The organism is Tepidanaerobacter sp. EBM-38, assembly GCA_001896545.1.
Taxonomy (GTDB): domain Bacteria; phylum Bacillota; class Thermosediminibacteria; order Thermosediminibacterales; family Tepidanaerobacteraceae; genus Tepidanaerobacter.
In genome coordinates this window covers 90,906-104,518 of the sequence record MPOT01000054.1, presented here as the reverse complement: position 1 = coordinate 104,518, position 13,613 = coordinate 90,906, and the positions used below count along the sequence as shown (strand labels likewise).

Here is a 13,613-nt window from a genome sequence, read left to right as displayed (position 1 = left end):
CTTTGCCCAAAAACTGGTTATCTGATATAATGTAGGAAAGAATATGCAAGAAAGGGGCTGTGTAAGAATGTTTCTTGATATGCTAATGTTATTTTTTATGATTTCAGCATTGCAGCCTGTAGTTACTCAGGGAATGCTAAAAATGTCGCGCCAAAGATTGATATCTAAAATCGAAGAAAAAAACAAATCCAGAGTAATTACCCTTATACATCGGCAAGAGACCATGAGTATACTGGGTTTTCCGGTAATGCGCTATATTGATATCAATGATTCGGAAAAAATTATACGCGCAATACAGATGACTGACCCCAATATGCCCATAGATATGATCTTGCATACCCCGGGAGGAGTGGCATTAGCAGCACTTCAAATAGCCAGAGCTTTAAAACTGCATAAGGGAAAAGTTAGAGTGTTTATCCCCCACTATGCCATGTCCGGCGGCACTCTAATCGCACTGGCCGCCGACGAGATAGTTATGGGAGATAATGCCATGCTGGGCCCGGTAGACCCGCAGTTAGGCCAGTATCCTGCTCCATCGATTGTTAATGTCCTAAAACAAAAGCCTATGGCAAGCATCAGTGATGAAACGCTGATTTTAGCGGATATTTCCCAGAAGGCTATAAGTCAGCTGAAAAATGGCATACTGGATTTGCTTCCGGACAGATATTCTTTCGATGAGAAGAAAAACATAGCAGAGATATTGACACAGGGCATTTGGACACATGATTTCCCAATAAATGTAGATGTGGCTCGCGGACTGGGCCTTAATGTAAGCACAGATGTTCCGCCCGAAATATACCAGCTCATGAATCTGTTTCCGCAGCCTGTACAAGCTACACCATCGGTAGAACATGGTGTCATAGATCGCAGAACACATAGACGGTTTTAGCAAAAATTAAAAACGGGGGTTGTATATATGAATATAGCACTTATAGCACATGATGCAAAAAAAGAGAAGATGGTAGAGTTTGCTATTGCTTATGAAGACATCTTAAAACCTCATAAGCTTTATGCAACAGGCACCACAGGCAAAAGGATAATGGAAGCAACAGACTTGAAGGTTGAACGCGTCCAATCCGGGCCTTTGGGCGGGGATCAGCAGATTGGCGGGATGGTAGCTGACGAAGGTATAGATATGGTAATATTTATGAGGGATCCGTTGACTTCTCAGCCTCATGAACCTGATATAAATGCACTCCTTCGAGTGTGCGATGTTCACAATGTGCCGTTGGCAACTAACATCGCAACAGCGGAGATACTTATAAAAGGATTGATGCGGGGAGATTTGGACTGGAGAAAAATTATAAATCCGACTTTACAGTAAAAAAAGAAAGGCAGTTCCGAAACTAAGGAACTGCCTTTACTGTCTTAATAAACCCTCAACCAACTTTTAAGATTTCATCGATGTTTATCACTTCTCCGGGTTTTACTCCCTCAATAATTTTCCGGCTTAAAGGTGTTTCTATTTCTTGCTGTATTAGCCGCTTCAACGGCCGAGCTCCGAACAGCGGATCATAGCCCTTCTCAGCTAAATACCTTACGGATTTTTCCGACCATGTCAAATTAATTCCTGCAGTATTCTTTACCCTTTGAGCAAAATTATTCAAAAGCAGCTCGGCAATTTTCTCCACATGCTCAGGCTCTAAGGGATGGAATACTATTATCTCATCAACGCGGTTTAAAAACTCCGGTTTAAAGTAGTGTTTTAATAAATTCAAAACCTTCTCTTTAATTTGTGAAAAGTTTTTATCTCTCGAGGATTGGTATTCAAGAATTTCCTGACTTCCAATATTCGATGTCATAATCAATACGGTGTTTTTAAAGTTTATGGTACGGCCCTTGCCGTCGGTAAGCCGACCGTCGTCTAATATCTGGAGAAGCACATTAAATACGTCATTATGAGCCTTTTCAATTTCATCAAAGAGTATTACGGAATAGGGGTGTGTGCGCACAGCTTCAGTGAGCTGCCCGCCTTCTTCATAGCCCACATATCCCGGAGGCGCTCCTATAAGTCTTGAGACTGCATGTTTTTCCATGTATTCAGACATATCTATCCGGATAATATTTCTCTCATCATCAAACAAGGCCTCCGCCAAAGCCTTAGCCAGTTCAGTCTTGCCAACACCGGTAGGACCGAGGAATATAAAGCTTCCAATAGGTCTTGACGGGTCTTTGATACCGGCCCTGGCACGCAGTATGGCATCTGCAACGGCCTTAACCGCTTCATCCTGACCGACTACCCGGCGGTGCAGTATATCTTCCAGGTGAAGCAGCTTTTCTTTTTCACCTTCAAGGAGCTTGTCAACGGGAACACCGGTCCACTGACTGACCACCCTTGCAATTTCTTCCTCGTCTACCTCTTCCTTTAAAAGTCCGCCTTCTTTCTGCCTTTGTCGGATGGCCTCCTCTTCAGCTTTTAACTGCCTTTCAAGTTCATTCAGCCTTCCGAACTTAAGCTCTGCAACTTTATTAAGGTCATATTCACGTTCTGCCTTTTCAATTTCAAGCTTTACCTTTTCAATTTCCGATTTTATTTTATGAATCCTGCTTATTTCTTCCTTTTCTTGCTGCCACAGGACATTTAGCCTGTCAAACTCATCTTGCAGTTTCCTCATTTCCTCTTGTATCTTTTCAAGCCTCTTAAGCGATGCTTCGTCCTTTTCCTTCTTCAATGCAGTTTCTTCAATCTGAAGCTGAATTATTTTACGTTTTATTTCATCAAGTTCTACGGGCATGCTGTCAATTTCAGTGCGAAGGCGAGCCGCAGCTTCATCCATTAAGTCGATAGCCTTGTCCGGCAGGAAACGATCGGTGATATATCTATCTGAAAGTGTTGCGGCTGCGACTATGGCATTGTCCTTTATCCGGACACCGTGGAACACCTCATATCTTTCTTTAAGGCCTCTCAAGATGGAAATAGTATCTTCCACCGATGGGGGATTGACCATTACCGGCTGGAAACGGCGTTCAAGAGCAGCATCTTTTTCGATGTATTTACGGTACTCATCAATAGTGGTAGCACCGATAACCCTAAGCTCTCCGCGTGCCAACAAGGGTTTTAAGATATTCCCGGCATCCAAAGCCCCCTCGGCAGCACCGGCACCGACTACGGTATGAAGCTCATCGATAAAGAGTATGATTTGACCGTCCGACTCCTGCACTTCCTGTAGAACCGCCTTAAGCCTTTCTTCAAATTCTCCTCTGAATTTTGCTCCGGCTATAAGGGAGCCCATATCTAAGGCTATTATCTGTTTATTCTTTAATCCTTCCGGAACATCCCCTGCCACGATGCGTCGGGCAAGACCTTCTACTATGGCAGTTTTTCCTACGCCGGCTTCACCTATGAGAACAGGGTTGTTTTTTGTTCGTCTTGACAGAATCTCGATGACCCGCCTTATCTCGTCATCTCTACCAATAACCGGGTCAAGCTTGCCGTCGCGAGCCAAGCGAGTAAGGTCTCGGCCGTATTTTTCAAGAGCATTATAAGTAGCTTCGGGATTTTCACTGGTAACCTGCTGACTGCCGCGAACTTGTTTTAGACCTGTCAGTATGGCTACCCTATCCAGGCCTACCTTTTTTAAGGCATTCCTTACATCTGTGTCACCTTCTTCCAACAATGCCAGAAGCAGGTGCTCGACACTTACAAATTCATCCTTCATGTTTTGAGCTTCGCGCTCTGCCCGGATAAAAACCCTGGCAAGATTTGCATTCATGGCCAATGGTCCATCATAACCGTGAACCGAAGGTATACGTTTTAACAGGTCTTCGGCCAATGATTTAACTTGATTGATATTGACTCCCGCTCTTTCTATAATCAGCGGTACAATACCGTCCTTCTGAAATACAAGGGCGTGAAGTAAATGCTTTGAAGTCATTTCCTGATGATGATGCTCTAATGCAAGATTTTGAGCATTCAAAATGGCTTCTTGAGATTTTTGAGTATATTTATTAAGATCCAAGGCTGTCACCATCCTTTCTTCCTGTTTTTTCTTATTCTATAATACTACAAAGGTCAAAGAAAGTCAATATTTTTTAAAGCCATTTTCAGACTATTAGACCTACAACTTTAATAAAACTCAAAAATAAAAATCAGGCCCTATTTTAAGGCCTGATTCCTTTGCAAATCAATTATTTCCATCAGTAGTTTTAAAAGATACTCCCTAAGCAATACCTCATTATGCTCTAACGAGTTTTCCCAAGACCTGCCTACAGCTTCATCATATCCGTGAAAATGCTGATTTAGGAAAATATTTTCCGCAAGCTGCGCATTTTTCATATATTCCCTCATAGTGGATTGGCTCACAAGCACAAGAAGGCTTTTATCACATCGAAAAGTGATACTGCATTTTCCATCTGCAGCATCGGCAACTTGTTTAATCTCCCGAAAGTTCACATACCCAAAAGTACCGTCATTTTCGCCCAGGGGACTCTTTCTGACCTTGACCGGTATAAGCAACAGATTAACTGCCATAGGGATGGGCACACCCTGTTTCTTATTGATGAAATTGCCGTAGTGTTCTCGAACCGCAGTAAGGTCTATACCATAAAACCTAGCCAGGTTTTTTAAAACCGTTTTACAGGTTCTTCTGACCAATAACTGTTCGCCGTCACCGGTAAAAATCATAGTAACATTGCCTTCATTATATACCGGGAACAAAGCAGCAAGGCCATTCTCTAAAATCTCTTTCATATCCATAAACTATACCCCCAACATAGTAATCAAAATATTTTGCAAGAGGCGAAAGCAATTCCATTATAAACCAAACATATGTTCGATGTCAAGGTAAAAAAATATAGGCGGCGTCATACCTTAAATTCAAACCTATCTCCCGGACAACTAGTGGAAGCATTCCTTACCTGCTTATGCCCGATTACGTTCTCCTCTGGAATCTGATATATCTCCATCAGGTAAAAAACGAGCTTTTTCAAAGCCTCAATTTGCCCTGCCGTAGGTGCAATATGCCCTTTCTTGCCGGAAGGATTGTCCTTGGAGTCAAAGTTGCCGGTGAGCGTTACCCCGATAGATTGAAAATTCATGCTCTGAGCTGTGCAGTGAGCTCCCCTTGCAAAATCCGGCCTGCCTTTTTCCACACAACCATCGGCTCGGATTAGATAGTGATATCCAATACTTACTATAACTCCGTCCGAAACACACTTAAAACCTCTCCTTGCATATTCTTCCACCAGAGGCTTAGGTGAGGCAATCTTTATGCCAAAACCCCTTTCGGCATGGTACTTATCTATAGTGAGCGCCGGCACATCGAAACCTGCCGTATGATGTATTACTATAAATCTCGGGTAAAGTCTTTCCATATGACCACTCCTCTAAAATTAATGATATTTTTCCAACTAATTCTTTATGCCTTCGATAACCTTGGCCAGCTCATAGATGCTGCAGGTGAGGCTTTCAATCTTAGTTTCCACTCTTACCAAAAGGTAAATGGAAACGGCAATGGGAAATCCCACATTAGCTACATGAGCAACCAACTCATCCATAAAAATCCTCCTTTCCATAGTAGTTTAGCCGGACACATCCAGTGCCCGGCCGAGATTTTTCTAACTAACCGATAAGCTGTACAACTTCTTTCTGTATAAGGCGGGCTTCTACCGCTTCAATCAGGTCGCCGCCGGCCGTTTCAAATACATTTTTTGCTACAATGTTATCCATCAAGGCCTGGACTTCATCGGCAGTAAGGTCATCCTTAGGGTCCTGCACCGAAATCTTGGCACTTTTGCCTGCCGTATTCCTAAAAACAAGCTCCAGATTCGTATCCACATTTTTCACCTCCCCTCAAGATTTTATAGATTAGATTTACCATTTCCTAGACTATTTCGCTAAGTTCACTTTCCACTGTCCGGCGAAACGCATATACCGGATGAATCTGAATGTCTGCTAACTGAGTCGCTATGCTCATCAGATCCTCGTCAGCGGCGCTAGTCTTTACATTGTTGAAAGACCTGGTTTTATAGATGGTTTTATTATTCTCATCCTTACCGGCTACCACAACGATGCGAAGACTAGAGTTTAACGGTGTTGAAACTATCGCCATATTTTTTCACCTCCCTTCATTTTCCCCACACCGCTTAAAATCTCAGACCACCTCCTTCAAAAAACTGCTGCGGCGTGTTTGTGGTTTCATTATATGGGAATACAAGAAAAAACAAAAAAGCCCAGCAGCCTTAAGTAGATAAGCCGCCCGGCTTTACCGGACTATTTTTTAAGCAAGTCAGCTTGACAAATATAGGCAGCAGCAGTAACTCGTGCCATTCTAATAAACCTAAATAACCTGCTTACACCAAAACCATGAATAGTAAATATTTAGAGACCAATTTTTAGGGACGGTTCCAAAATATTTATTGATATCATAATTCATCTTTTGCTGCATAATTTATTACAAAGAGAAGCATGATCATAAAGATAGACAATAAAGGAGAATCATGGTAAAATGAATTTAAATATCAGCTATCTACTAGACAGAAAATTTTTTGATAATTATATTATTGTTTTAACCATAGGGGATGACAACATGTTGTTTGGTGAAAAGAGTATTATAAAATATGATATAAATAATATAAAAGAATATGAAGTGCGTGATTTTGAAGGCAAAGCAATATCAGTAAATTATTTAATAATTCATGATTTTTATTTATTCCTTATTGATGAATTAGAAAGCTTGAAAATGAAGCTGATCAAAAGACATCGAGTAGAAGATACAGATTATTTGTTATCTAGAGTAGACAGTTTTTTGCAGGACTTTGACTTCGATTTATTTTACTTAAATAATTTCGAAGAGTTGATGATGCAGCTAAATGAATCTTCATTAGCTAAACTAAATGAAATAATCAATATTTTAAAAGAAGAGTATGATAATTTTAAGAGAATGAACCCGGAAATTGATATTTATAGTGACATGATTGACTGGATTGAAGATGCATTATATTTACTTAAAGGCTTCGCAAAAAAACTTGTAACAAATCAAGAAGAAACAATCAATAAGCTCGAATTCTATAATTTAAATGAATATAAAGGTGGGAAGAGCCCTTCAAACGATGGCTCTTATGCAGCTTGATAAAAGTGGGGTGCTTTTATTGGTAAAAGAAGAGTATAATAAGTTAATCAAATGCATTGAACTAAAAAGAATTGTCTTATGTAGCTTAAACTGCCAATTAAACAGTGATATATTTAAACAACTAGGTCCAGGACAAGCTAAAGTGGACTTTAAGCCTTCATTTAATTTAAAAAGTAAAGATGAAAAAACAATATGTGCTGAAGCGAATTTTAATGTAAATGTTTTTGAAGATGATAAAAATGAAAAGCTATTTAAAATAGAATCGTCGTTTTTATTGATATATGAAGTAAAAGAAGAGTGTGAAGATAGGGCTATTGAAGAGTTCATTAAGAGGAATGTTCCTTTAAATGCTTGGCCTTACGGCCGCGAAATTATAAGCAACTTAACATCTAAAATGGGTTTACCTCCTCTGAATATTGGATTATATAAGGTCTTTTAGTTTTCAAAAAGGAGGGGGAGTTATGTATTGGAGTTTCCAAGGTCACCAAATTGATGAGCGGTCAATGAGTGATAACATTAATTATAAATTAGGCAGTTTTCTAATTTCGCAGCCTGATTTTTTTTATTTTACTATGGATATTCTGATAACCTGTAAAAAAAGAACCGATAATAACAGAATTTATGATATAAATAGAATGCAGCAAAGATTAAAAGCGTTGGCAATAGCAGATAAAACTGTAAAAGCAAATACTGATTATTTTCTAAAGCTTTTCCTAGAATATAATGATAATAAAATTAACAAAGGCAAACTACTAGATTATATTGTTTATAAAATTGGACCATACAAATTAAATAGTGAAGGATTAAATAGGATAAGTGAGTGCAAAATTGCTATAAACGGAGAATTATGTTCCGATATGGATTTTGATGTGGCTTTCTATGTTTTTACAAAACATCATAATTTACACGAAGACAATGTTCTTTATGCAGAAGTAATTGAATGTAAAATTGATATTAACACATTCATACATAGTCCTCCAAGTAAAAAGAATTCTTTCTCAGATGATGCCAAGAAAAAATTGGAAGTAATAAATGTTATTAATCAAAAAAAGAGAAATTATGATTCGATATTTTTTTATTTTGCTACATGTAGAAGAAATATTGAAAGTTGCCGACAAGTGTTAAAAGCTAATGGATATGATTTTGTAAGGATATTGTCATGTGATGATTTATGCGAGATGCTTGAAAAATTTCTTAAATAATTTGAAACAGACCATAAGGGGTTGGTTTCCTTCCTTGGGATGGAAGAGATAACGAAACTTGAACACGAATATCTTATTACAGAAAACCAGCTATAATATACTGCAGTATAGTTATAATCGTAAAAGGTATAGATTTTTTAAAAACCTCAAAGCTTTCACTTTGAGGTTTTTAAAACTTAAAAGTGTATTTTTATAAATCACATAAAAAATCCAACAAAGATCTGCTATAATATTATAAAAGGAATAAACCAAAATATCTTATCTTTAAAAATAATACGATTCCAGTCAAAAAAGAAGGAATTCCACGCCTATTATAGAATAAAATATAATCGAAGAATGCAGCACAAACATATAATGATTTTATAATGATTTTAGGGACGCTTCCAGATTATTCACTAAAATAGTCCCTGAATATTTTGGAACCGTCCCTATTTATTCAAAAAATATATAGGAGGGGTTTTATGTTTCACAAAATTAACAAAAAACTGGTAATGTGTCTGGTGGTAATTTTAGCTTTGGGAATGGTGGGAACTGTTCTTGCAAGTCAGGACAAATCAGAACAAGTAAGGTTGTCGTCAGCTACATCGGCACTTGTATTTCAAACGGATTTCGGTGTAAAGAATGATGCCGTTGCTTCTATGAAAGGCGTAGCTTTTGGTGTGGATCCCAATTTGAAAATGTTTGATTTAACTCATGAGATTCCTGCTTTTGATATATGGGAAGCAGCTTATTGGTTAAACGGTGCGGCACCTTATTGGCCTGCGGGTACGGTGTTTGTATCAGTTGTCGATCCGGGTGTTGGTACTGACCGCAAATCAGTTGTATTAAAGACAAAGACAGGGCATTATTTTGTAACTCCTGACAACGGAACTTTAACATTGGTGTCGGAGAACCTAGGTATTGAAGCAGTGCGTGAAATTGATGAAGCAGTAAATCGCTTGGCTGACTCTGAAGCATCTTATACCTTCCATGGCCGAGATGTATATGCATACACCGGTGCGCGCCTAGCGTCAGGAGTAATAACCTTTGACGAAGTCGGCAAATTATTAGAGCCAAAGGTGGAGATGATAAACTACCAAAAAGCAGAAATTAAGGATAATGCCGTTTGGGGAATGGTTGTTGTTTTAGATCAACCCTACGGAAATGTATGGACAAGCATTCCCAAAAAGGTCTTTGAGGATTTTGGTATAAAAAAAGGTGATGTTGTAAATGTATGCATAATGAAAGATGGTAAAAAAGTATACGAAGGTAAAATGCCTTATGTAAATACATTTGGTGATGTTGAAGAGGGCGAGCCTCTATTGTATATGAATTCTGAATTAAATGTAGCATTTGCCATCAATATGGACAACTTTGCCGAGACTTATAATATCGAGTCCGGTGCTGAGTGGAGCGTAAAAATAACAAAATGATTTTTTGATTTTTAAATTTCATAGCAATTCGATTTTTTGGAACCGTCCCCGTTTATTCATCTCAAGAAGATTTTTAGGGACGGTTCTAAATTATTAACCAGATGGTATATTTATGATATAATCATCGCAAGGAGATGATTATATCATGCCTAGGACAGCACGTAGATTTAGCAGGACAGGATTTTACCATATTATGATGCGAGGCATTAACCGCGAAAGAATTTTTCAAAGCGGGGAAGCTAAAAAACAAATGCTGAATATTTTAGCAGAAAAGATTTCTGGCAGCGGTATAGGGATATATGCTTATATTAAAGAAGGCTGTTGCTAGTAAGTTGATTTATAGGACTCTTGCGGAATATGGTGTAAACGGTGTCATTGAACTAAGGGAAACAGAGGAGGCGTTGAAAAGTCTGCTGGGGAACCTAGTCAAGGATATAAAGCTAACATATAAAGAAATAGCTGACTTGACGGAGCTAAGTTTTTCAATGGTTCAGCGATTGGCTTCGAGGGGACTGAGTGAATAATTTGGAACCGTCCCCGTTTTTCGTTTAAGAGGATAGGGGGTAGCAAGTAGGGATGGGGGCACAAAGAAGGTTTGCAGCGAGGCTTTTTTTGGCATGCTGCATTTTTATTTTAGTGGCATTTGTGTTTTTTACAAAAGCCGGAGCATTATCAAGAAGTTGGATATTCGGATTTGTTCTTGTAACAATACCAACATTTATTTTTATTAAAGCATTTGAAGATATTTATAATGTTTTAACGGTGTTAAATAAAACATGTACAGTAAAAGTAAATGAATATAGGGCTTTGCCTGAATCTATTTTAAAATATTTCGGGATGCTACCAGTGTTTGAATTACTTGATAAGTTCAGTGAGAATATCAAGGTTATAAACTTTGAGAATCATTTATTATGTGATACCACTTCGGCCATACATGCGTCATCTTCGCTAAATCAGCTATTAGTTTCTGTTGTTGGTAGGCTGGTGGCTTATTCAGGGGCAGACTTTGGAGTGGTTTTTCTTTTTGATGCGGAAAAAAACAGTGACGAGCTTCGGGCTGCAGCATCTTATAATTTAACGGAAACTGATTTGATTAAAAAAACATTTCAAATCGGTGAGGGCATCGTTGGGTCGGTGGCAAAGGAAGGTAAAGCGATACTTTCGCAATATGCTGAAAAGGATAGGCGTTATGTACTTTGTGTTCATGGAACAAAGTCGCAGATGACGGTGCCGCTTAAGGCAGGTAGTGAAGTTTTAGGGGTTATTTTATTAGGAAGTTATGAAGTACAAAAGTTTAAAAGCAAAGACATTATTTTGCTGAATAATATTGCCGGGGAGATTGGGCTTGCCATAAGCAATGTGTGGTTGACCCGGAAATTAAAGGAAGAAAAGGAAAGTGTGGTAATTCTCTATGAAACGGCAAAACAATTGGCTGAAAGCATTGACTTAGACGATGTAGCCGAGATAGGGGTAAAAACTATATATGATGCGGTTGATGCTATGTCATGTTCCTTGATGCTTTTGGATATTGAAGATGAAATGTTGAAAATAATAAAGTCCAAAGGCTTGTCTGAGGATACTGAAAGACTGGTTAAGCTGAGGCCAGGGGAAGGCATTGCGGGGAGGGTGTTTCAGGAGGGTAAACCCATACTTGTTAAAAACGTGTTTGATGAACCTAAATTCAAGGAGTTTGAAGAACAAGGCGAAGAACTTAAATCCTTTTACTCAGTTCCACTTAAAACAAAGAAAGGTTGTATTGGAACTATAAATGTGGAAACAAGCGAGCCGCTGACGGAGGATAAATGTAAAGTGGTTGATGCCATAGCATCTCAGGTTTCGGTAGCAATAGGCAATTCCATGCTTTATAAATCATTGAAACGGTTGGCGATAAAGGACGGGCTTACAGGCCTCTACAATCACCGCTATTTTCATCAGATACTGGAAGAAGAATTTGAAAGAGCCAGGCGTTACGGACGAGATCTCAGCTTGGCTATAATCGATGTTGATAATTTTAAAAAGTATAATGATTATTATGGGCATTTAGCCGGCGATTATTTGTTATCAAAAATAGGAAATCTTATACAGGAAGACCTTCGTAGCAGCGATATATTAGCACGCTATGGCGGCGATGAATTGGCGATTATATTACCCGAGACAGGTGCCCAACAGGCTTTTGGCATTCTTACGCGGATTAAAAACAAGATTAATGATTACAGCTTTAGTTTGCAAGATTATAAAGCGGGTACAGATGATGAGAAGCCTGATGATTACGGCCGGGACGAATACAAATCGGGATATGATATAATCAAGGAAAAATTCTTTCGGTGGTTTACAAATAGAGGTTTAAATTCCAATGATTTAGACAATGTTTCCACCATGCAAGTTACGATAAGTGTCGGTATTTGTGAGCTTTGTGACGAAATCACAGATAAAAATGAATTGATTAAAAGAGCCGACCAAGCTCTACTGCAGGCAAAAAGAAATGGTAAAAACCGAATATGCTTGTAAATTTTCAATTTTTAGGGACGGTTCCAAATTTTTAGGGACGGTTCCAAAATATTCACGAATGAATATTTTGGAACCGTCCCTAAAAATTGCCTTAAAAATTGCCTTAAAAATTCACTAAACATCTACGTCAGAATAGCAAAATAAATGTCAGCTTTACCGTATTGTTAATAATTCGAAATTTATATACAATATATAATAGCAAGGGAAATTAAACATTTTTTTGTATTGAAATTACTATCATTTAAGTTGTAAACCAATGGCCATGTGGTTTATGAGAAGGAAAAGATGTAAGCATTATGTATCTCCATTAAAATAAAAAATAACTCTGTTTGGGCTGTGCTTAGACAGGGTGTTGCGGAGGGGCAAAATGAGAACAACAAAAAAAATAATTGCTTTATTGCTGGTTGTGGTTATCGCGGGTTCTGTGGTTGGGTGTGGTGCGGGGTCAGCACAGAAGGAGCCATCAGAAAGTGAAAGTGATCCAGGTACTTTGGTTGTTTATACTTCCCATAAAGAAGATGTATATGGACCAATTGTTAAGGAATTTCAGGAGCGCACAGGAATCCAGGTAGATATTGTAGCTGCAGGTACAGGCGAAATGCTTTCAAGAATTGAAACAGAAGCTAATAATCCTCAAGGAGATATTATGTTTGGAGGCGGCGTTGAATCCTTGGAGGCATATAAAGAGTATTTCGAACCCTACATATCTGAAGAAGCAGTAAACATCGGGAATGCATTTTTGACGGCTGATAATAAATGGACGGGATTTTCCGCACTGCCAATAGTAATTATGTACAATAAAAAACTAGTTTCTGAAAACGAAGTTCCTAAGAGCTGGGAAGATTTGCTGGATGAAAAATGGAAAGGTCAAATTGCCTATACAGATCCTAATTTATCCGGTTCCTGCTTTACCGCACTGGTTACAATGATGCTCGCACATCCGGAAAATGACGGATGGGACTTTGTTCGAAAGCTTGTTGACAATTTAGACGGGAAAATTTTAAATAGTTCCAGTGCGATTTTCAAAGGTGTGGCAGATGGTGAATATGCGGTTGGTATTACATTGGAGGAATCTGCACAAAAATATGTAATCGCCGGAGCAGAAGTGGGGTATGTATATCCATCAGAAGGAACTTCTATAGTGCCTGATGGTACAGCAATCATTAAGGGAACGAAAAATTTAGAAAACGCAAAGAAGTTTTTGGATTTTACAGTTAGCAAAGATGCTCAAAACATGATTGTATCTGAGATGAGCCGAAGGCCTGTCCGCGTTGATGTAGCACCGGGACAAGGTTTGGCGGCCCTTGATGAGATTCCGGTTGTAGATTACGATGTGGCCTGGGCGGCAGCGAATAAAGCGCAAATACTAAATACTTGGAAACAGATTATGACTGGAAAATAAAATACATATAAATAAAGCA

The 13,613-nt window shown here is 38.7% G+C and carries 16 protein-coding genes; 10 read left to right on the top strand and 6 right to left on the bottom strand.

The features are described 5' to 3' along the window. Positions 1-43: 43 nt before the first annotated feature. Positions 44-889 (top strand): ATP-dependent Clp protease proteolytic subunit, encoded by an 846-nt coding sequence (locus BUC45_RS06255; RefSeq protein ID WP_366749838.1) that lies wholly within the window; start codon positions 44-46, stop codon positions 887-889. A 27-nt stretch (positions 890-916) separates the two neighbouring features. After that, complete coding sequence (gene mgsA, locus BUC45_RS06250; protein WP_276790309.1) at positions 917-1,324, top strand: methylglyoxal synthase; 408 nt, start codon at positions 917-919, stop codon at positions 1,322-1,324. Between the two features lie 55 nt (positions 1,325-1,379). Here mgsA and clpB read toward each other — a convergent pair whose 3' ends face one another. The 6 genes from clpB to BUC45_RS06220 all read right to left on the bottom strand — a co-directional run bounded on the left by clpB (position 1,380) and on the right by BUC45_RS06220 (position 6,050). After that, a complete protein-coding gene (clpB, locus tag BUC45_RS06245; RefSeq protein ID WP_366749836.1) occupies positions 1,380-3,959 on the bottom strand; it encodes an ATP-dependent chaperone ClpB in 2,580 nt (859 codons plus the stop codon). A 137-nt stretch (positions 3,960-4,096) separates the two neighbouring features. Beyond that, positions 4,097-4,696 carry a competence protein ComK gene (locus BUC45_RS06240; RefSeq protein WP_296971032.1) on the bottom strand — a complete coding sequence of 200 codons (600 nt, stop codon included), beginning with the start codon at positions 4,694-4,696 and terminating at the stop codon, positions 4,097-4,099. Positions 4,697-4,803: 107 nt separating this feature from the next. Next, the gene (locus BUC45_RS06235) at positions 4,804-5,313 is read right to left on the bottom strand and encodes a peptidoglycan recognition family protein (RefSeq protein ID WP_296971031.1); all 510 of its coding nucleotides are present in this window, start codon (positions 5,311-5,313) and stop codon (positions 4,804-4,806) included. Positions 5,314-5,349: 36 nt separating this feature from the next. After that, positions 5,350-5,496, bottom strand: a complete 147-nt coding sequence (locus BUC45_RS06230) for a YvrJ family protein (RefSeq protein WP_213974819.1) — start codon at positions 5,494-5,496, stop codon at positions 5,350-5,352. A 64-nt stretch (positions 5,497-5,560) separates the two neighbouring features. Beyond that, positions 5,561-5,776: a DUF2922 domain-containing protein gene (locus BUC45_RS06225; RefSeq protein ID WP_296971030.1), complete on the bottom strand. Its 216-nt coding sequence runs from the start codon at positions 5,774-5,776 to the stop codon at positions 5,561-5,563. A 46-nt stretch (positions 5,777-5,822) separates the two neighbouring features. Further along, a complete protein-coding gene (locus BUC45_RS06220; protein ID WP_296971029.1) occupies positions 5,823-6,050 on the bottom strand; it encodes a DUF1659 domain-containing protein in 228 nt (75 codons plus the stop codon). A gap of 396 nt (positions 6,051-6,446) precedes the next feature. Here BUC45_RS06220 and BUC45_RS06215 point away from each other — a divergent pair, with 396 nt between their 5' ends. The 8 genes from BUC45_RS06215 to BUC45_RS06180 all read left to right on the top strand — a co-directional run bounded on the left by BUC45_RS06215 (position 6,447) and on the right by BUC45_RS06180 (position 13,594). After that, positions 6,447-7,070, top strand: coding sequence for a hypothetical protein (locus BUC45_RS06215; protein ID WP_296971028.1), 624 nt, complete (start codon positions 6,447-6,449; stop codon positions 7,068-7,070). Beyond that, complete coding sequence (locus BUC45_RS06210) at positions 7,060-7,509, top strand: protein-export chaperone SecB (RefSeq protein WP_296971027.1); 450 nt, start codon at positions 7,060-7,062, stop codon at positions 7,507-7,509. Before BUC45_RS06215 ends, BUC45_RS06210 begins: the two co-directional genes overlap by 11 nt. A gap of 22 nt (positions 7,510-7,531) precedes the next feature. Next, positions 7,532-8,272, top strand: coding sequence for a hypothetical protein (locus tag BUC45_RS06205; RefSeq protein WP_296971026.1), 741 nt, complete (start codon positions 7,532-7,534; stop codon positions 8,270-8,272). Between the two features lie 521 nt (positions 8,273-8,793). Next, a complete protein-coding gene (locus tag BUC45_RS06200; protein WP_366749857.1) occupies positions 8,794-9,684 on the top strand; it encodes an S-adenosyl-l-methionine hydroxide adenosyltransferase family protein in 891 nt (296 codons plus the stop codon). A 145-nt stretch (positions 9,685-9,829) separates the two neighbouring features. Beyond that, positions 9,830-10,012: a hypothetical protein gene (locus tag BUC45_RS06195; RefSeq protein WP_296971024.1), complete on the top strand. Its 183-nt coding sequence runs from the start codon at positions 9,830-9,832 to the stop codon at positions 10,010-10,012. Next, entirely contained in the window at positions 9,984-10,208 is a 225-nt protein-coding gene (locus BUC45_RS06190) for a hypothetical protein (RefSeq protein WP_296971023.1), read from the top strand. Before BUC45_RS06195 ends, BUC45_RS06190 begins: the two co-directional genes overlap by 29 nt. 52 nt (positions 10,209-10,260) lie before the next feature. Further along, positions 10,261-12,192, top strand: coding sequence for a diguanylate cyclase (locus tag BUC45_RS06185; protein ID WP_296971022.1), 1,932 nt, complete (start codon positions 10,261-10,263; stop codon positions 12,190-12,192). A 367-nt stretch (positions 12,193-12,559) separates the two neighbouring features. Beyond that, the gene (locus BUC45_RS06180; protein WP_296971021.1) at positions 12,560-13,594 is read left to right on the top strand and encodes an ABC transporter substrate-binding protein; all 1,035 of its coding nucleotides are present in this window, start codon (positions 12,560-12,562) and stop codon (positions 13,592-13,594) included. Positions 13,595-13,613: the final 19 nt, after the last annotated feature.

Coding starts and splice junctions, on each gene's coding strand:
- BUC45_RS06255 (WP_366749838.1), top strand. CDS start 44: ATGCAAGAAAGGGGCTGTGTAAGAATGTTTCTTGATATGCTAATGTTA.
- mgsA (WP_276790309.1), top strand. CDS start 917: ATGAATATAGCACTTATAGCACATGATGCAAAAAAAGAGAAGATGGTA.
- BUC45_RS06240 (WP_296971032.1), bottom strand. CDS start 4,696: ATGGATATGAAAGAGATTTTAGAGAATGGCCTTGCTGCTTTGTTCCCG.
- BUC45_RS06235 (WP_296971031.1), bottom strand. CDS start 5,313: ATGGAAAGACTTTACCCGAGATTTATAGTAATACATCATACGGCAGGT.
- BUC45_RS06230 (WP_213974819.1), bottom strand. CDS start 5,496: ATGGATGAGTTGGTTGCTCATGTAGCTAATGTGGGATTTCCCATTGCC.
- BUC45_RS06220 (WP_296971029.1), bottom strand. CDS start 6,050: ATGGCGATAGTTTCAACACCGTTAAACTCTAGTCTTCGCATCGTTGTG.
- BUC45_RS06215 (WP_296971028.1), top strand. CDS start 6,447: ATGAATTTAAATATCAGCTATCTACTAGACAGAAAATTTTTTGATAAT.
- BUC45_RS06210 (WP_296971027.1), top strand. CDS start 7,060: ATGCAGCTTGATAAAAGTGGGGTGCTTTTATTGGTAAAAGAAGAGTAT.
- BUC45_RS06205 (WP_296971026.1), top strand. CDS start 7,532: ATGTATTGGAGTTTCCAAGGTCACCAAATTGATGAGCGGTCAATGAGT.
- BUC45_RS06200 (WP_366749857.1), top strand. CDS start 8,794: ATGGTGGGAACTGTTCTTGCAAGTCAGGACAAATCAGAACAAGTAAGG.
- BUC45_RS06195 (WP_296971024.1), top strand. CDS start 9,830: ATGCCTAGGACAGCACGTAGATTTAGCAGGACAGGATTTTACCATATT.
- BUC45_RS06190 (WP_296971023.1), top strand. CDS start 9,984: ATGCTTATATTAAAGAAGGCTGTTGCTAGTAAGTTGATTTATAGGACT.
- BUC45_RS06185 (WP_296971022.1), top strand. CDS start 10,261: ATGGGGGCACAAAGAAGGTTTGCAGCGAGGCTTTTTTTGGCATGCTGC.
- BUC45_RS06180 (WP_296971021.1), top strand. CDS start 12,560: ATGAGAACAACAAAAAAAATAATTGCTTTATTGCTGGTTGTGGTTATC.